The sequence below is a fragment of the Pseudomonas sp. BNK-15 genome, assembly GCF_047456105.1.
In the GTDB taxonomy this organism is placed as follows: Bacteria; Pseudomonadota; Gammaproteobacteria; order Pseudomonadales; family Pseudomonadaceae; genus Aquipseudomonas; species Aquipseudomonas putida_E.
Genome location: NZ_CP179898.1, coordinates 4135216 through 4153103, shown reverse-complemented (window position 1 = coordinate 4153103; position 17888 = coordinate 4135216). Strand labels below are relative to the sequence as shown.

The following is a 17888-nucleotide window of genomic DNA, read 5'->3' as shown; positions in this document are numbered from 1 at the left end:
AGGGAACGTCTGCCCTGCTGCGCCCTCCCACAGTAATGCAGGGCGAACGGCGCGCTGCCCATTCATGTTTGGAGAACAGGCTCAGATGAAAAAGATCCTGATGGTGCTGACATCCCACGATCAGTTGGGCGACACCGGCAAAAAAACCGGCTTCTGGCTGGAGGAGTTCGCCGCACCTTACTACGTGTTCATCGACGCCAACGCAGACGTCACGCTCGCCTCGCCCAAAGGCGGGCAGCCGCCGCTGGACCCCAAGAGCGACGAGGACGATGCGCAAACCGATGCGACCCGGCGTTTTCGCAGTGATACCGAGGGGCAGATGGCATTGGCCGACACAGTACCGCTGAGCGAAATCGACCCTTACGACTTCGACGCCGTGTTTTATCCCGGTGGCCATGGGCCGCTGTGGGACCTGGCCGAGGACAACGATTCCAAGACGCTGCTCGAAGCCTTCTATGCGTCCAACAAACCGATCGCCGCCGTGTGCCATGCACCGGGTGTGTTCAAGAACGTCAACGCGCCAGACGGCCATCCTGTGGTCAAGGGCAAGAAAGTGACCGGGTTCGCCAATAGCGAGGAAGACGCGGTCGGGCTGACTGAGGTGGTGCCATTTCTGGTCGAGGACATGCTCAAGCGCAACGGCGGTGAGTATTCCAAGGGCCCGGACTGGGCGAGCCATGTGGTCGAGGACGGGCACCTGATCACCGGGCAGAACCCGGCATCGTCCGAGGCGGTGGCCACGGCGCTGCTCAAGCGCCTGGCAAGCGAATAGGGCCGCTGCACCATGACGCTGAACGCACTCATCTGCGGCGCCAGCCAGGGCATCGGCCTGGCGCTTTGTGAACAGCTGCTGGCAAGCGATGACGTGGCGCGGGTGTGGGCGGTGTCGCGCCAGGCCAGGGGCAGCGAAGCCCTGGCCGCGCTCGCCGCTGCACATGGCGAGCGCTTGGTGCGCATCGATTGCGACGCCCGCAACGAACAGTCCCTTGAGGCACTGGCCCGTGAGGTCGGCCGCACCTGCACGCACCTTGATCTGGTCATAAGCACCTTGGGCATTCTGCAGCGCGACGGTGCCAAGGCGGAAAAGGCCCTTGCCCAACTCGACCTGGCTGGCCTGCAGGCCAGCTTCGCGACCAACGCGTTCGCGCCGGTGCTGCTGCTCAAGCACCTGCTGGCGCTGCTGCGCAATCAGCCCTGCACCTTTGCCGCGCTGTCGGCCAGGGTCGGGTCCATCGGCGACAATCGCCTGGGCGGCTGGTACAGCTACCGCGCCAGCAAGGCCGCGTTGAACCAGTTGCTGCATACGGCAAGCATCGAACTCAAACGCATCAACCCAGCTTCCACGGTGCTGGTGCTGCACCCCGGCACTACCGATACGCAGCTTTCCCAACCGTTTCAGGCCAATGTGCCCGCCGAACAATTGTTTGAACCTGCGTTCGCGGCGCAGTGCATCCTGGAGCAGATTGGCCGGCTTGGGCCGGCGGACAGTGGCAGCTTCTGGGCGTGGGACGGTCAGCCGATCACCTGGTGAGGTCGCCAAGGTTGACGACAGGGACGGGTGCATGGCTCGGGTGTTCTGGCGCTCGATCCAGACAGCGCTGAAAAACCCGCCCCATGCACCTGACCGCGCACCGCTCAATCCGCGAAGTTGATCACCATCCGACCCTTGATCTTACCTTCCAGCATCTCTTCGAAAATGTCGTTGATGTCTTCGATCGGCCGCAGCGTGACCTTCGGCACCACCTTGCCTTGCGCGGCAAATTCAAAGGCTTCAGCCAGGTCCTGGCGGGTACCGACCAGTGACCCGACCACTTCGATGCCATCGAGCACCAGCCGCGGAATGTCCAGGCTCATGGCCTCCGGCGGCAGCCCGACAGCCACCAGCCGGCCACCGGCACGCAGCGCATCGACCGCAGAGTTGAACGCGCTTTTCGACACTGCCGTCACCACGGCCGCATGCGCGCCACCGGTTTGCGCCTGGATGACTTTGGCTACATCCTCACTGCGCGCATTGACCACCAGGTCGGCGCCCATTTCACGGGCGAACGCCAGTTGCTCATCATTCACATCGATCGCGATGACCCGGGCGTTGAAGACATTCTTCGCATACTGCAGGGCCAGGTTGCCCAGCCCACCGAGGCCGTAAACCGCAATCCACTGCCCGGGGCGGATGTTGGACGATTTCACCGCTTTGTAGGTGGTCACACCGGCGCAGGTGATGCTGCTGGCGGCAGCCGAGTCGAGCCCCTCGGGCACCTTTACCGCGTAGTCGGCCACCACGATGCACGCCTCTGCCATGCCGCCGTCGACGGTATAGCCCGAGTTCTTCACCTCACGGCACAGCGTTTCGTTACCGCTGTTGCAGTACTCGCAGTGCCCACAGCCCTGGAAGAACCACGCCACGCTGGCCCGGTCGCCCGGCTTGAGCGAAGTGACGCCCGGCCCTACCTCCACCACCACGCCAATCCCTTCGTGGCCGAGGATCACACCGGTCTTGTCACCGAAATCGCCATTCTTGACGTGCAGGTCGGTGTGGCACACGCCACAGCACTACATCTTCAGCAACGCTTCACCGTGCGCAAGCGGGCGCAGGGTTTTTTCCACCACGTCCACACGGCGCCCTTTTGCAACAACTACAGCTTTCATGAATGCCTCCTTGATTACTTGAGTGAGCTTGAGTTGAAGGGTTCAGCATAGTGGTGGTTTGGCCGCAGGACTTGCTGCAGGTCAGGGTCTGAGACGGTAGGTGCCCGGGTTTGCTAGGATTCGAGCCTAGCCTGCTGACAAGGCGCCCCTGCACCATCACCAGGAAGCCCGCCATGCCCTAGCCCATCGAACAGAAACTCGTCGTCGGCGTCGCCTCCAGTGCACTGTTCGACCTGACCGTCTCGGACGATATCTACCAGACAGATGGCGTGGAAGCCTACCGCCTGCACCAGGAAGCCAACCTCGACGTACCCTTCCCCAAAGGCGTGGCATTCCCCTTCATCCGCCGCTTCCTGAGCATCAACAAGGCCTTCCCCGAGCAGTTGCCGGTAGAAGTGGTGCTGCTGTCGCGCAACTCACCCGAAACCGGCCTGCGGGTGTTCCGCTCCATCGCCCATTACGGCCTGGATATCACCCGTGCCGCATTCATGTCCGGCCGCTCGCCCTACGAATACATCCCCGCCTTCAACGCCTCGCTGTTTCTCAGCGCCCACGAAGGCGACGTGCAGCGTGCCATCGACGCCGACTACCCCGCCGGCCTGGTGCTGCCGAGCAAGATCTATGATGACGAGATCGACACCGAATTGCGGGTGGCCTTCGACTTCGATGGGGTGATTGCCGATGACGAAGCGGAGAGCGTGTACAAAGAGCGCCAGGACCTGAATGAATTCCAGGCCCATGAACATGCGCACAAGGCCATTCCGCACCAGCCGGGGCCGTTGGCGGACCTGTATCGCAAGCTTTCGCTGATTCGCACGCTCGAAGATCAGAAGCTGGTGCAGGACCCGGCATACAAACGCATCCTGCGTATCGCCATCGTCACCGCGCGCAATGCCCCGTCACATGAACGGGTGGTGACGACCTTGAAGGACTGGGGTGTTTCACCGGATGAATCGTTCTTTCTTGGGGGAATGGAGAAGAGCCGCGTGCTGTCGATTCTCAAACCACACATGTTCTTCGATGACCAGCGCAGCCATCTGATGTCGGCGGCAGGGGATTTGCCGATGGTGCATGTGCCGTTTGGGGTAGCCAACAAAACGCTAGAGCGGCGCCCGAGCGAGGTGGTCAACACGACCACGGCACGCTTGAAGATGGGTTGAAAGCGCCGCTTCAGCCACTTCAATCGAACGCCCCATTCACCACCTCATAAATGATCCCCGTGGCGACAGCTACCAGGATCAGGTCAACCCCGGCCTGCATCCACTCGTATCCGTCGTAATGAGGCAACTGCCCAAGCAGCCGGCCATCGAGCTTCTTGGCGATACCAGGCGGCAGTGGCTTGCCGCGCGCCAGGTTTTTCTGGATGCCCGGCGGTAATGCTGGGCCCGGGCTCCAATAGCTGCGGTGGCCACCCAGAATGCCCAGCACATCCCCCCGGTCGATCGACGGCCCGCCATGCCAGTCATCGCTACCCGAGCCACCCTTTTTGCCGCCAGCGTTGCCTTGCCCTTGGGCATGCGGGGCCTGCCCCTTGCCTTGCCCATGCCCCTTATCGTTGCCATTACCGTTGCCTTTGCCGTTACCCGGGTCGGCGAGCGCAGCGCCCGACGCCGCGAGCAATGCCACTGACGTTACAGCGGCAATCAGAGCGTTCAACTTGGCCATGAGAGCATCCTTTGCGGTGTAGAGATTTGTTGAAATGTAGACGACGTTGCAATCATCGGCAGCAGGCCAGCGCGCCTGGCAGGCTCAGCACATGGCGCCTACAACGTGGTAGGCATGCCGCGCCGGTCCAGCTCGAACACCTTGGTGCGCTGCAGGCAATCGCGCAACCACAGGGCAGCCCTGCCCGGCCGGCGCTGCTGATGCCAAAGCAGGTCGACGCCGACCAACCAGTCGGTGTGCGGATAGGCCTGCAGCTGCAACTCGATCAGTTCACCGGCATCCAGCTCTCGCTGCACCAACTGCCGTGGCAGGGTCGCCCAACCCAGGCCACCGCGCACCATTTCCACCAGCGCCAGGTAGCTCTCGGCCTGCCAAAGCTGCGCGGTACGCAGGTATTCGCTGCTGGGCAGCTTTTGCGCGTGGGCGAAGAAGGCCAGGCGGCGGTGGGCGTGCAGGTCGGCGAAGGTGCAGGTTTGCAGTTGCGACAGCGGGTGGGTGGCGTGGCAGACATGAGCCATGATCAGTTTGCCCAACTGCTGGAAGGCCAATGCAGGCGGGTAGCCCGGCTGGGAAAAAGCGATGCCCAGGTCTGCCTCACCTTTATGCACCATTTCACTGACATCACCGTGCACCGGGTGGCGAATCAGCAAGTCGACGAAGGGGAACGCCTGATCGAACGCTTTGAACACCGGGATCAGTGACCCATACGGCACCTCGATGGCGAGCGTGAGCGCAGGCTCGGCCTGCTGCGCCAGGTTGTCGGCGCTGCCCTCCAGGGCATAGCAACGCTCAAGGATGCCCTCGGCCCGCAGCAGCAGTTTATGCCCGGCGGCGGTCAATGCCGGAATGCGGCTGCTGCGGTCGAACAACTCCACGCCCAGGTCGGTTTCCAGGTTGCTGATTGCAGCGCTGACGGTGGACTGGGTACGCCCCAGGCGCCGCGCCGCTGCCGAAAACGAGCCCGCTTGTACTGCGGCGACGAACACCTGCAATTGCTCCAGCGAAAAGCGCATCCCCACCCCCTGCTCCGCCACATGATCCATCGATGCTAACGATGGTTACTCATTTGTTCCATCGTTCATTTCGCCGGATCATCGGCCTCGACCACGCTTGCAGCTGCCCTGTTCAAACCTGCGCTGCGTGTCACTCCAGGCGCCGAAAACAACGAAAAGAGCCGCACCTTCAGGAGATTCACGCCATGAGCCCAAGCAAGGTCCACGCTGTAGACGAAGTATTACCGCTGCGGCAACTGTTCACCTTTGGCCTGCAGCACGTGCTGGTGATGTATGCCGGCGCGGTCGCGGTGCCACTCATCCTCGGTAGCGCACTGGGCCTTACCCAGGCGCAGATCGTGACGCTGATCAACGCCAACCTGTTCACCTCGGGCATCGCCACACTGATCCAGACCCTCGGTTTCTGGCGCTTCGGGGCACGCCTGCCGTTGATCCAGGGCTGCTCGTTCATCGCGCTGGCACCGATGATCATGATCGGCAAGCAGTACGGCCTGCAGGAGGTGTTTGGCGCCGTGATTGCCGCCGGCGCCATCACCATCGGCCTCGCGCCGCTGTTCAGCCGGCTGCTGCGCTTTTTCCCGCCGGTGGTGATCGGCAGCCTGATCACCATCATCGGTATCTCGCTGATGCCCGCAGCGGCCATCTGGCTGGGTGGCGGCGACCCGGGGGCGCCGGACTTCGGCAACCCCGCCAACCTGCTGCTGGGCATGGCGACGGTCGCCATCACGCTGCTGGTGTATGCGCGCTTTTCGGGCTTTATCGGCAACCTCAGCGTGCTGATCGGCCTGCTGTGCGGCAGCCTGCTGGCCGCAGCCTTTGGCATGACGCACTTCGGCAAGGTCAGCGAAGCCGCCTGGTTCGAGCTGAGCCCACCCATGGCCTTCGGTGCGCCGCAGTTCTCCACTACGCCAATCCTCATCATGGTGCTGGCGATGCTGGTGATCATGGCCGAGACCACGGGCAACTGCCTGGCCATCGGCAAACTGGTCGGCAAGCCCACAGATACCAGCACACTAGGCAACGCTTTCCGGGCAGACGGCCTGTCGACGATGCTCGGCGGGCTGTTCAACAGTTTCCCGTACAACGCCTTCACCCAGAACACCGGGCTGATCGCGCTTTCCAACGTCAAGAGCCGCTTCGTGGTCGCCGCTGCCGGCGCAATCATGGTGCTGATGGGGCTGTTTCCTAAACTGGGCGCGCTGATCGCCGCCGTGCCCACGCCGGTGCTGGGCGGGTGCGCCATCGTCATGTTCGGCATGACCACGGTGGCCGGTATCCAGGCGCTCTCACGCGTGCCTTTCGAAGGTACCCGCAACGGCATCATCGTCGCCGTTTCGATCAGCATCGGCGTGTTGCCAATGTCGTTCCCGGCGCTTTTCCATCACCTGAGCGGCCCGCTCAAGCTGGTGCTGGAGAGCGGCATTTTCCTCGGCGCGATCACGGCGATCACGCTCAACCTGCTGCTCAATGACGACAAGACCACAGACCCGGACCGCGCCGATGCCAGCGTGGCCAAGTGAGCCCTTTTACCCCTGCCTATCCCCAGGAGCATCCATGACCACTCTCTACACGCCAGCTGCCACCGACCTGTCCGCCCTCGACCTGGACCTGCTACGCCAGTCGATGCGCCTGGCAGAGCAGTCCAAAGCACGCGGTCGCCACCCCTTCGCGGCCATCGTCGCCGATGCCGAAGGCCGGGTGATCGCCAGCGCTGGCAACAACTCCATGCCGCCCGAAGGCGACCCCACCCAACACGCCGAACTGGTCGCTGCGGCCCTGGCAGCCAAGGCCCTGCCGCCCGAAGCACTGGCCAACTGCACGCTCTACACCAGCGCCGAACCCTGCTGCATGTGCGCCGGTGCCGTGTACTGGACCGGTATTGGCCGGGTGGTGTATGCGCTGTCGGAACATACGCTGCTCGGGCTGACCGGGGACCACCCGGAAAATCCGACGTTTTCCTTGCCGTGCCGTGAGGTGTTCGCCCGTGGTCAGCGTGATGTGATCGTGCACGGCCCGCTGTTGGAGGACGAAGCAGCGGCTGCGCACAAGGGGTTCTGGAAATGAGCATGGCCGCACACTGAGCCCAAGAAGTGCCAGGCAGGGTCACCGAACTGCCTGGCACCTTGAACCGCCTGCAGGCAGCTTACTGCGGTTGGCGGTTACGTTTGGCCAGCAATGCCCGTGCCGCCACAGCAGCCACCACCAGGCCTGGTGAAGCCGCCAGTAGCACCCCGCCTACGCCCGTCCCTGCGGCCAGGATCTGCCCCGCCGCCAACGGCCCGGCCATCGAACCCAAGCGCCCGATGGCAACCGAAGCGCCCACCCCAGTGGCCCGCACCTGGGTCGAATACAGGGTCGGCGCCAGTGCGTACAGCACCAGTTGGCCGCCGATGGCGCAGTAGCCGGCAATGAACCCGGCCACGAGCATGAAGGCAAAGCTGGTCGACAGGCCAAGCCCCGCCAGCGCCGCCAGCATGCCGATATACGCGATGAACACTGCGCGGCGGGCGTGGCCCTTGTCCATCATCCGCCCGGTCAGGAACGAGCCGGCCGCACCGCCGAGGTTGAACAGGATCTGTACCGTGCCTGCCTGCGGGCGGCTGAAACCTTGCCCGATCAGCAACGAAGGCAACCAGTTGAGCAGCATGTACAACACGGTCAGGGTAAAGAAGCACGCCACCCACAGCAGCAGGGTGCGGCTTGCATGCCCCGGCCCGAACAACTGGGCCAGCATGCCTTGGCCGGCAACCTTCTCACCGGTTTGAGCACGAAACGCCTGGGACTCTTTCAGCCATACCACCAGCACCAGGGCGATGACGATCGGTGCGATACCACCCACATAGAACACCACACGCCAGTCTTCGCCCAACGGCGCCATGCCGATGATCGAAGCGATGGCGCCGCCCAGGGGCACGCCACAATACGTGATGCTCACGGCGGTGCTGCGCAGCCGCTCGGGCGCCGCTTCACTGGCCAGGGCGATCAGGATGGGCAACGCGGCGCCCAGGCCCAGGCCCGTCATCAGTCGAGCGACCAGCAGCGAGGCGTAGCTGTCGGCCAGGGCGGTACCGAGCGAAAAGCCGCCGAACAACAGCACCGCCACGATGAGGATGTTCTTGCGGCCCAGCCGGTCGGCAAGCCAACCGCCGATGAATGCACCGGGCAGCAACCCCAGCAGCCCTGCACTGAACACCCAGCCAAGCATCGCCGGCGTCAGCGCGAACGCCTTGGCCATGTGCGGTGCGGCGATGCCGGTAGCCTGAAGGTCGAGGCCTTCGAGCAATGCCACGAGAAAACACAGGCCGATGGTAAGCACCGGCTTGCTTGAAGAAGGGGATGAATCACGCATGGGTAAGCCCTTTTGTTGTTATGCGTTGGGTTAGGATCAAAGCCTGAACGTGGCACGTAACGAGATGAACGAAGAATCTTCCCCTCCGGCGTCCTTGATGGCGGAACTGACGTCGTAGTACTTCAGGTCGACGTCCAGGGTCAGGTTGGGTGTTGCCAGCCAACGGGTGTTGGCACGGTAGATGGTGCCCACATGGCGCCCGGTGCCACGGGTATTGGCCAACATACTCATGCCGGGCATGTACACACCGTCTTCTGCACGCTGCTTCCACACTTCGAAGACGCCCGGTTCGAAGCGCAAGGTACGCCAAGGTGAAAAGCCGAACGTCGGCCCCACCACGATGATGTTGCTCAAGGTGGTCAGGCTGGCCTCACCATAAACGCCGTTGCGCGGGAACAGCGGGTCGAAGGTGTTGACCTTGCCATCGCCCAGCTCGCGGTCACCGCTGGCGGCGTCGATGCGCATGCCCAGCCGGGGCTGCCAGGCGTGCGCGAAGGTGTAGCCGGTATCGCTGGACAGCGCCCAGGCACGGATCGAGGCGTTGCCCAGGTGCCCGGTCTGCCCGGCCAGGTTCCAGCTCCAGTCCAGCGCCTGCTGGCGGCCAAACACCCGCGTGCCGAAGGTATAGCGTTGCTCGTCGCCCGCTTCACCGGCCAGGCTGCGGTCATCGGTTTCAAGGCCGAAGGCGAACAGGTCGATGTTCCAGGCCGCCGTCAGCGGCAAGGTGCCATACAGGCCATAGAACTTGACTGCATTGTTGCTGCCATCGTCCCAGCTGTCCTCGCCGGTCTTGAGCGGCCGAAACGCGAAGGCGTCGAGCTTGCGGCCGTCCTTGAGGTTGAGGCTGGCGCGCACGCCGTCGAAGCTCAGGCGGATGTTGGGCGAGTCCCGGTAGGTGACCCAAGCCTGGTCGCCAAGCCCCATCTCCTGGCGGCCGATGCGGGTGGTGTAACGCCCCTGGGCAAAATCATGGTTGAAATCGACGAAGGCCTGGCGCACTTCATTGCGGCTTTCATCATTTGGGGAGTACAGGTCCTTGCCGAACGCCCGGGTGTTCTCCACCTGGACGAAGGTGCGCACAGCATCATCGAACAGATGCAGGTCGGCGTGCGCCTGCAAGCGCTGCATCAAATAGGAGTCGTCGTTCAACCCGCGCAAGCCGAAAAAAGGCTTGTTGAATACATCGGCCCGGTAACGGGCTTCGGCCCCCAGCTGCAGCCAGGCCGACTCGGACAAGCGATGGTAGCGCACCCCATCGAATGGGTCGCTGGCCTTGGCCGGGGCATCCAGGAACCGATAGTCCTCAACCCAGCGAGGCGCGCCGGGCCGGCCTGGCCGGCTCTGTTCAAGCGGACTGGCCGCCTGCACGCATTGGCCTATCGAAAGCAGTACAACGGGCACCCACCACCGGTTCAACGGCCTGGTCATCAGAATTTCCCTTTACTTGTTTTTATGAAATTGGATAACTCTGTTAACGATTATTTTTGTTAACCATCTTGCCGTCAATAGGGCGAGTGAAACTACCTGATATCAGGCAGATCCAGCGTTCGTTTATCGAACGTTTTTTTCACAGGCGCCTGCGCAGCCGTAGAAATGGCCGTTACCATGGACGTTGCGGGCTCTCTACCTTGCGGGCACGCCGCCACGACTCTAATCAAAACAAAAAGAGCATCCTCATGAACTGCCTCAAACCTCTTGCCGCTCTCGGCTTGCTCATGCTCGGCGCAAGCCAGGCCATGGCCACGCCAACCGTTAAACAACCAAACATTCTGCTGATTGTTGCTGACGACCTTGGCTTCTCGGACCTATCGGCCCTGGGCAGCGAAATCCAGACGCCCAACCTGGACAAACTGCTGACCGACGGCCGCCTGATGCTGGACTTCCATGCCGCGCCAAGCTGCTCCCCTACCCGCGCCATGCTGATGTCTGGCAACGACCCGCACCTGGCCGGGCTGGGCATGATGGCCGAAGCACGCAAACGCTTGCCGGCCGGCGCTCAGGTGCGCGCCGGTTACGAAGGGGTCCTGGGCAGCAATGTCGCCACCCTGGCAGAACTGCTGCACGATGCTGGCTACCGCACCTACATCTCCGGCAAATGGCACCTGGGCATGCAGCCCGCGCAGCAGCCCCAGAACCGTGGTTTCGACCAGGCCTACGTGCTGCTCGAAGGGGGCGCCGCGCATTTCAAGCAGGCCAACATGGCGCTGCAGCCCAACTACAGCTCGACCTTCCGCCACAATGGCGAGCCCATCGAACTGCCCGACGACTTCTACTCCACGACCTGGTTCACCGACCGCCTCATCGCCGCCATCGACGACGGCAAGGCCAGCAACAAACCCTTCTTTGCCTTTGCCGCCTACACCGCGCCGCACTGGCCCTTGCAGGCACCGGATGAATACCTGGCGCAATACCGCGGCCGCTACGACCAAGGTTATGAGGTGATTGCCCGCGAGCGCCTGGCGCGTCAGCGCAAGGCCGGGCTGGTGCCAGCGGACTTCCCGCTGGAGCCGCAACTGGAGGGCGTACCGGGCTGGGCATCACTGACAAAACAGCAGCAACAGCAATCAGCGCGCACCATGGAGGTCTACGCGGCCATGGTGGCGGCCCTGGATGCCGAGGTCGGGCGCCTGGTCGACCACCTGCGCAAAACCGGTGAACTGGACAACACACTGGTGCTGTTCATGTCCGACAACGGGCCGGAAAATGCCACCCGCGTCGACCCCAACTGGATCAAGGAAAACTTCGATACCCGCCTGGCCAACTACGGGCGGCGTGATTCGTTCCTGATGATCGGCTCGGCCTGGGCCCAGGTCAGCGCCCTGCCCAGCCGCCGCTACAAGATGACCACCTACCAGGGCGGCATCCGCGTGCCCGCCTTCGTTTACCACCCGGCCACCATCAAGGCCGGGCGCAGCGATGAACTGGCCAGTGTCAGGGACATCATGCCGACGCTGCTGCAACTGGCCGGCGCGCCGATGCCCGGCATCAACTACCGCGACCGCGCCATCGTTCCGCCGCAGGGCACCTCGGCGCTGGACTACCTGCAAGGCAAGGACACCCGGATCCACGCCCATGACGAGGCCCTGGGCTGGGAAATCAACGGCAGCGCCTCGTTGCGCAAAGGGCCGATGAAACTGCTGTGGGATGCCACCGATGGCACCCCGGCCTGGCACCTGTACGACCTGAGCAACGACCCTGGCGAGCACCATGACATCGCAGCCGCACACCCCCAGCAGGTGAGCGACCTGCTGCGCGACTGGAAGGCCTATGCCCAACGCAGCAATATCGCCATCGACGCTGACGGGCGCCCGGCAAGCCCCGCCATGCCCCTGGCCAGCAAGCCATGATTGCGCGGGTAGCCGGTTGCGCGTTGGTCGCCGCCGGCTTACTCGCCGTGGCCTACGGCGCCTGGCCACAAGCCCCGGCGCCGGTACTGCTGTGCGAGGGCTACAGCGGCTTGCCCGCCAGGCACGATGGCATGGTGCGCTTGCCGGGTGGCGTGTTCACCTTCGGTTCAGACCGTTTCTATGATGAAGAAGGCCCGCCACACGCGGCAAAGGTGTCGGGCTTCTGGGTCGACCGGCACCCGGTCACCAACGCCCAGTTCGCCCGGTTCGTGGCAGTTACCGGTTACCTTACACAGGCTGAACGGGGCATCAGCGCCGAGGTGGACCCCACCCTGCCCGACACGCTGCGCGTGCCGGGCGCAATGGTGTTCCAGCAGGGGCCGAAGGTGCTCAACCCGGGCTGGCAGTTTGTGCCAGGGGCCAGCTGGCGACACCCGCAGGGCCCTGGCAGTGACCTGGCAGGGCTTGAAAACCACCCGGTGGTGCAAGTGACACTGGAAGATGCACAAGCCTACGCGCGCTGGGCTGGCCGTGCCCTGCCCAGCGAAGCGCAACTGGAATACGCCATGCGTGGCGGGCTGGAAGATGCCGACTTCAGTTGGGGCAAGACTGAGCTGCCCAAGGGCAAGCTGATGGCCAACACCTGGCAGGGCCAGTTCCCCTACAACAACACGGCCGCTGACGGCTTCACCGGTACCTCACCGGTGGGCTGCTTCCCGGCCAACCGGTTCGGCGTGTTCGATGCGGGGGGCAATGTCTGGGAGCTGACCCGCACCGGTTATCGCCCGGGCCACGATGCGCAACGCGACGCGGCCTTGGACCCGCCCGGCCCCGCCTTGAGCGAAAGCTACGACCCCGCCGAGCCGGGCATACCGGTGGCGGTGATCAAAGGCGGCTCGCACCTGTGCTCGGCAGACCTGTGCATGCGTTACCGGCCCTCGGCGCGCCAGCCTCAGCCGGCCTTTATCGCGACCTCGCACGTGGGGTTCAGAACGGTTCGCCAATGAACGGCAATGGGCAGGCGGCCGCCTCGACGGCTGCCACCTGCCGGTCGAAGTCTGGCAGCAGATAGTTGAAAAAGAAGGTGGCGCTTTCGTGCTTCTCGCGCCGTAGCGACGCATCGGCCGGCAACGCCTCGAGGCAGCGAACGGTGCGGGCCCAGGCAAAGGCCTGCAGTGCCGTGGCGCACAACTGCAGGAACGCCCCGGCCGCGCGGTAGGGGTATTCCGGGCCGTGCGCAGCACTACGCTCGACCTCGGCAACCACCCCTTGCAACCGGTCGCAGACCGTACCGAGCGCCTCGGCAGCGCCGCCCTGGCCGGCCCCGGCCTCGGCACGCATCTCGCCCAGCAGCAGGGCAAAGCCTTCACCGCCATCGCCCAGCACTTTGCGCAACAACAGGTCGTTGGCCTGAATTTCGTTGGTGCCTTCGTAGATCATCGCAATCCGGCTGTCGCGCAGCACCTGCTCGATGGGGAATTCGCAGGTGTAGCCATAGCCGCCAAACACCTGCAGCGCTTTGCTCGACAGGCTGAAACCATAGTCGGTGAACGCCGCCTTGACGATCGGCGTCAGCAACGCCGCCAGGGTCGACGCTTTGGCACGCTGGGCAGGGTCATTAGAGGCGTCGGCCACATCCAGCCAGTGCGCCGTCCAGCATCCCAGGCTGCGCATGCCTTCGGTGCGCACCCGCAACTCCAGTAGCGTCAGGCGCATGGCGGGGTGCAGGTGGATGGGGTCGGCAGCGGCGCCCGGCGAATGCCCGGGTGCGCGCATCTGGCGACGCTCCAGTGCGTAGTCACGGGCCAGTTGCCAAGCCGCTTCGGCGTGCCCCAGCCCTTGCAGGCCGACGTGCAACCTGGCGGAATTCATCATCACGAACATGGCCGCCAGGCCACCGTGCGCCTGCCCCACCAGCCAGCCCTTGGCCCCCTCGAAGCGCAGCGCACAGGTGGCGCTGCCGCGAATGCCCATTTTGTGCTCCAGGCCATCGCACTGCACCCCGTTGCCCACACCGCCCTCCAACCCGTTGGGCACCAGCAGCAATGACAACCCACGGCTGCCTGCCGGTGCGTCGGGCAAACGCGCCAGCACCAGGTGCAGGATGTCGCGGGTCAGGTCGTGGTCGCCCCCGGAAATGAACAGCTTGTTGCCGGTGACCGCGTAGCTGCCGTCGCCCAGCGGTTCGGCACGGCAGCGCAGCAAGGCAAGGTCACTGCCGGCCTGCGGCTCGGTCAGGCACATGGTGGGCAGGCTTGCGCCGCTGACGATGCCGGGCAGGTAACGCGCCTGCAATTGGTCGCTGCCATGGGCCTTAAGGCACAGGTAGGCGCCATGGGCGATGCCGGTGTACATGGCCCAGCCATGGTTGCTGGCAAAGAGCATCTCCTGAACCGCCGCATCCAGCACCAACGGCAAGCCCTGGCCGCCGAACCGGGGCTCACAGGCCAGCGCCGGCCAGCCGCCGTCCACGTAAGCCCGATAGGCCGCCGCAAAGCCGTCCGGTGTGCGCACCCTGCCCTGCTCCAGGCGGCAGCCCTGGCGGTCGCCCGGTGCATTCAACGGCGCCAGTGCCTGTTCGCTGAAGCGGGCGGCCTCCTGCAGCACTTGCAGGGCCAGCTCGAGATCGACGTCGGCGTAGGCTGGCAGGTGCTGCCACTCCTGTTCGGCCCTAAGCCAATGCTCCAGCACGAATTGCATGTCCTGCAGGGGAGCCTTCCAAGCCATGGGAGTCCTCGGATTCAAGCCGCGAAGTGGGGGTTTTCGATCAGCACCGCCATGCCTTGGCCGCCGCCGATGCAGGCCGCAGCGATGCCATAACGCAGGTTGCCCTGGCGCAACTGACGGGCCAGGGTGTGCACCAGGCGCAGGCCGGTGGCAGCCAAGGGGTGGCCCAGGGCGATGGCACCGCCATGCACGTTGAGTTTTTCCACATCCAGTTGCAGCGCTTGGGCCACTGCCAGTACCTGGGCGGCTTGCGCTTCGTTGATTTCGAAGCGGTCGATCTGCTCCAGGCGCAGGCAACTGCGTTCGAGCAGCAAGGCAATGGCCGGGGCCGGCCCAATGCCCATGGTGCTGGGGGGCACGCCCACGGCCGTGGCCATCAGCAAGCGTGCCAACGGTGGCTGGGTGCACGCGGAAAAACGCGTCACCAACGCCGCCGCCGCGCCATCGACCACTGCACAACTGTTGCCGGCGGTTTGCACGCCACCGGCGTGCACCGCACGCAGGCGGGCCAGCGCTGTGGCATCGGTCGGCCGCGGGTGGCTGTCGTGGCTGACGTGGGCCACGCCGCGTGGCAGTTCGATGCCACGTGGCAGGCAGCCTTCAGCACTGAAAGCCTCTGCCGTGACCTCGACGATTTCCTCGTCGAACCAGCCCTGCTGCTGGGCTTGCAGCGCACGCTGATGGCTGCGCAGCGCCCAGGCATCCACCGCCTCTCGGCTCAGGCCGTACGCGCGGGCCAGGTTTTCTGCGGTACCGATCATGTCCACCCCGGCAGCCGGGTCGTACAGCGCCTCCCAGAGAAAATCCTTGAACCCTACCGGCGCGCCAAGGCGAAAGCCGCCACGGTGTTCATACGCCGCAATCGGGTTGCGCGACATCGACTCGGCGCCCACGCACAGCACCTGCTGCACACCACTGCGCAACTGCTCCCCGGCCTGGCGTAGCAGCTCGAGGCCGGTGCCGCAGATGCGCTGCACTGCAAGCGCGGGCACGGCTTGCGGCACCCCGCAGTACAGCCCGACATGGCGCGGCAGCAGGTACGCATCGAAACTGGCCTGGGCCATGCTGCCGGCCAGCACGCTGTCCACCGCCTGCGGGGCGATGCCGGCGCGCGCCAGCACCGCCCGCCCGGCCTTGATGCCCAGGTCGATCGGTGAAACCGCGGCGAGCGCACCGCCGAGGTCGACCCACGGCGTGCGCACCATCTGCACGATGGCCACATCGTCGAACACAGTGCACAGCCCGGCGCTGCTCACGGGCGCGCCTGCGCGGGCAGCACGGTCGGGTCTTCGCCACGGTACAGCGCCTCTACCTTGTCAGCCCGGCGCTGCAACACCGCACGCTGGTTGATCGAGCCTTTGTCGGTGATCTCCCCGGCGTCGATCGATGGCGGCTCTACCAGCAGTGACAACCATTCGATCCGGCTGGCGTTGCCCTGGGCGTCACGGTTCAGGCGCTCCAGCCAAGCGGCGAACCAGCTGCGCACCGCGCCGCTGCCGAGCACTTCGGCATCGCTGGCCGCAGCCGGTAGCCCGGCCAGTTGCCGGCATTCGGGCAGACGCGGGAACACCAGGATGCCCAGGCATTCGCGGTCCGGCGCAGCCACCACGATGTCCTGCACATAGGGTGAGCCTTCGAGCACCGCACGGTTACGCAGCGGCCCGACACTGACGAACACCCCCGACGACAACTTGAAGTCTTCGGCAATACGCCCATCGAACATCAGGCCCTGTTCGGGCTGCTGCGCATCGGCGAGCTTCAAGGCATCGCCCGAGCAGTAAAAGCCCTCGTCATCGAACGCCTCGGCCGTTTGCTGCGGCGAACGCCAGTAGCCGGGCATGATGTGCGGGCCGCGAAAGCGCGCCTCCAACTTGCCGTCCAGCGGCACCAGCTTCACTTCGCACCCCGGTGCCGGCAAGCCCACGTAGCCTGCCAGAGACAATGGCCCGGTGGTGAACGTGCAGGATGGCGCCGCTTCGGTCATGCCAAGGCCAGCCATCATGCGGATACGCTCGCCACAGTGCTGCTCGGCAATGCGGTCCAGGCGGTCCCACACGCTTTGTGAAAGCCCGGCTGCGGCGAAGAAGAACAGCTTCATGCGGGCAAAGAACACTTCACGCAACTGTGCGTCCTGCTCCAGCGCCTTGACCAGTTCTTCCCAGCCCTTGGGCACGGTCAGGTAGGCGGTGGGGGAAATCTCGCGCAGGTTGCGCAAGGTTTCGCCGAAGCTTTGCGGGGTGGGCTTGCCGGCGTCCAGGTAGAAGCTGCCGCCGTTGTACAGCACGATGCCCAGGTTGTGGCTGCCGCCGAAGGTGTGGTTCCACGGCAGCCAGTCCACCAGCACCGGCGGCTCTTCTGCGAACACCGGGAAGGTCTGCAACAGCATCTGCTGGTTGGCGCACAGCATGCGTTGGGTGGTGACGACCGCCTTGGGCAGCTTGGTGGAGCCGGAGGTGAAGAGGAACTTGGCGATGGTGTCGGGCCCGGTGGCGGCAAACGCCGCATCGGCTGGTGCAAGGTCGCCCGGCTGCAGCAGGCTGTCGAAGCTCAGGTGCCGGCGGCCGGCGGCCTGGCCGCGCACGCTCACCACCGCCACCGATGGGTCCAGCACGGCGTCGAAGGCACGCTGGAACGGCTGGGTGTCGGTGGCGAACACCAACCCCGGCGTCAGTACCTCGCACACATGCCGCAGCTTGGCAAAGTCCTGGGACAGTAGCGCGTAGGCCGGCGACACCGGGCAATACGGGATGCCGGCGTACATGGCGCCCAAGGCGATCTGCAGGTGCTCGATATCGTTGCCGGAAAAAAGCGCCAGCGGCCGCTCGGCGCTCAGGCCAAAGCCCAGCAGGTTGGCGGCGATGGTACGTACCTGCACGAGCATCTGCGCGTAGGTGATTGTGCGCCAGGCACCGTCGGGCTGACGCGCGGCAATGAAGGTGGTGTCCGGGCGCTGTGCGGCCCAGTGCAGCAGCCGGTCAAGCAGGCGCGCCGGCAGCGGCGCCAGGGGCTCGACGGCCTGCATGCGCAGGATGCCGTCGGCCTCGCTGAACTGCACCTGGGGATGCCCGATGGACACCTGCCGGTAGCGCGGGCTTTGACCAGGGGCGGTCGCCCCTGTGCGGGCTTGGTTATTCACGCAGG

14 protein-coding genes and 1 pseudogene are annotated in these 17888 nt (G+C 64.7%); 7 read left to right on the top strand and 8 right to left on the bottom strand.

All coding sequences use genetic code 11. The features are described from left to right. Positions 1 to 85 precede the first annotated feature (85 nt). Both ACMGF5_RS18950 and ACMGF5_RS18945 read left to right on the top strand, forming a co-directional pair. On the top strand, positions 86 to 772 hold the full coding sequence (locus ACMGF5_RS18950) for a type 1 glutamine amidotransferase domain-containing protein (protein WP_414157079.1): 687 nt from the start codon (positions 86 to 88) through the stop codon (positions 770 to 772). Positions 773 to 784: 12 nt separating this feature from the next. Continuing rightward, a complete protein-coding gene (locus ACMGF5_RS18945; RefSeq protein ID WP_414157078.1) occupies positions 785 to 1531 on the top strand; it encodes an SDR family NAD(P)-dependent oxidoreductase in 747 nt (248 codons plus the stop codon). A gap of 104 nt (positions 1532 to 1635) precedes the next feature. Here the strand turns inward: ACMGF5_RS18945 and adhP are convergent. Next, positions 1636 to 2646 (bottom strand): annotated as a pseudogene (adhP, locus tag ACMGF5_RS18940) (alcohol dehydrogenase AdhP). A gap of 185 nt (positions 2647 to 2831) precedes the next feature. Here adhP and ACMGF5_RS18935 point away from each other — a divergent pair. Then, positions 2832 to 3806, top strand: a complete 975-nt coding sequence (locus ACMGF5_RS18935; protein WP_414157867.1) for a 5'-nucleotidase — start codon at positions 2832 to 2834, stop codon at positions 3804 to 3806. Positions 3807 to 3825: 19 nt separating this feature from the next. Here the strand turns inward: ACMGF5_RS18935 and ACMGF5_RS18930 are convergent, their stop codons facing one another. After that, positions 3826 to 4311 (bottom strand): anti-virulence regulator CigR family protein, encoded by a 486-nt coding sequence (locus ACMGF5_RS18930; RefSeq protein WP_115275191.1) that lies wholly within the window; start codon positions 4309 to 4311, stop codon positions 3826 to 3828. Positions 4312 to 4409: 98 nt separating this feature from the next. Then, positions 4410 to 5324, bottom strand: a complete 915-nt coding sequence (locus ACMGF5_RS18925) for a LysR family transcriptional regulator (RefSeq protein ID WP_414157077.1) — start codon at positions 5322 to 5324, stop codon at positions 4410 to 4412. Between the two features lie 185 nt (positions 5325 to 5509). On the opposite strand from ACMGF5_RS18925, the gene ACMGF5_RS18920 reads away from it, so the two are divergent. Both ACMGF5_RS18920 and ACMGF5_RS18915 read left to right on the top strand, forming a co-directional pair. Continuing rightward, complete coding sequence (locus ACMGF5_RS18920) at positions 5510 to 6844, top strand: nucleobase:cation symporter-2 family protein (protein WP_367903600.1); 1335 nt, start codon at positions 5510 to 5512, stop codon at positions 6842 to 6844. 34 nt (positions 6845 to 6878) lie between these two features. Beyond that, a complete protein-coding gene (locus tag ACMGF5_RS18915; protein ID WP_119688732.1) occupies positions 6879 to 7388 on the top strand; it encodes a nucleoside deaminase in 510 nt (169 codons plus the stop codon). Positions 7389 to 7467: 79 nt separating this feature from the next. On the opposite strand, the gene mhpT is transcribed toward ACMGF5_RS18915, so the two are convergent. Both mhpT and ACMGF5_RS18905 read right to left on the bottom strand, forming a co-directional pair. Then, positions 7468 to 8673: a 3-(3-hydroxy-phenyl)propionate transporter MhpT gene (gene mhpT / locus ACMGF5_RS18910; protein ID WP_046785637.1), complete on the bottom strand. Its 1206-nt coding sequence runs from the start codon at positions 8671 to 8673 to the stop codon at positions 7468 to 7470. A 36-nt stretch (positions 8674 to 8709) separates the two neighbouring features. Next, positions 8710 to 10101 (bottom strand): alginate export family protein, encoded by a 1392-nt coding sequence (locus tag ACMGF5_RS18905; RefSeq protein ID WP_119688731.1) that lies wholly within the window; start codon positions 10099 to 10101, stop codon positions 8710 to 8712. Positions 10102 to 10349: 248 nt separating this feature from the next. On the opposite strand from ACMGF5_RS18905, the gene ACMGF5_RS18900 reads away from it, so the two are divergent. Together ACMGF5_RS18900 and ACMGF5_RS18895 are read left to right on the top strand one after the other, a co-directional pair. Next, a complete protein-coding gene (locus tag ACMGF5_RS18900; protein WP_119688730.1) occupies positions 10350 to 12020 on the top strand; it encodes an arylsulfatase in 1671 nt (556 codons plus the stop codon). Continuing rightward, on the top strand, positions 12017 to 13027 hold the full coding sequence (locus ACMGF5_RS18895) for a formylglycine-generating enzyme family protein (protein ID WP_119688729.1): 1011 nt from the start codon (positions 12017 to 12019) through the stop codon (positions 13025 to 13027). Before ACMGF5_RS18900 ends, ACMGF5_RS18895 begins: the two co-directional genes overlap by 4 nt. On the opposite strand, the gene ACMGF5_RS18890 is transcribed toward ACMGF5_RS18895, so the two are convergent. The 3 genes from ACMGF5_RS18890 to ACMGF5_RS18880 are packed head-to-tail and all read right to left on the bottom strand — an operon-like array spanning position 13008 to position 17883. Next, on the bottom strand, positions 13008 to 14747 hold the full coding sequence (locus ACMGF5_RS18890) for an acyl-CoA dehydrogenase family protein (RefSeq protein WP_414157076.1): 1740 nt from the start codon (positions 14745 to 14747) through the stop codon (positions 13008 to 13010). The two genes, ACMGF5_RS18895 and ACMGF5_RS18890, sit on opposite strands and share 20 nt — an antisense overlap. Before the next feature lie 14 nt (positions 14748 to 14761). Next, entirely contained in the window at positions 14762 to 16003 is a 1242-nt protein-coding gene (locus ACMGF5_RS18885) for a thiolase family protein (protein WP_414157075.1), read from the bottom strand. Further along, the gene (locus ACMGF5_RS18880) at positions 16000 to 17883 is read right to left on the bottom strand and encodes a feruloyl-CoA synthase (RefSeq protein ID WP_414157074.1); all 1884 of its coding nucleotides are present in this window, start codon (positions 17881 to 17883) and stop codon (positions 16000 to 16002) included. Before ACMGF5_RS18880 ends, ACMGF5_RS18885 begins: the two co-directional genes overlap by 4 nt. Positions 17884 to 17888 lie beyond the last annotated feature (5 nt).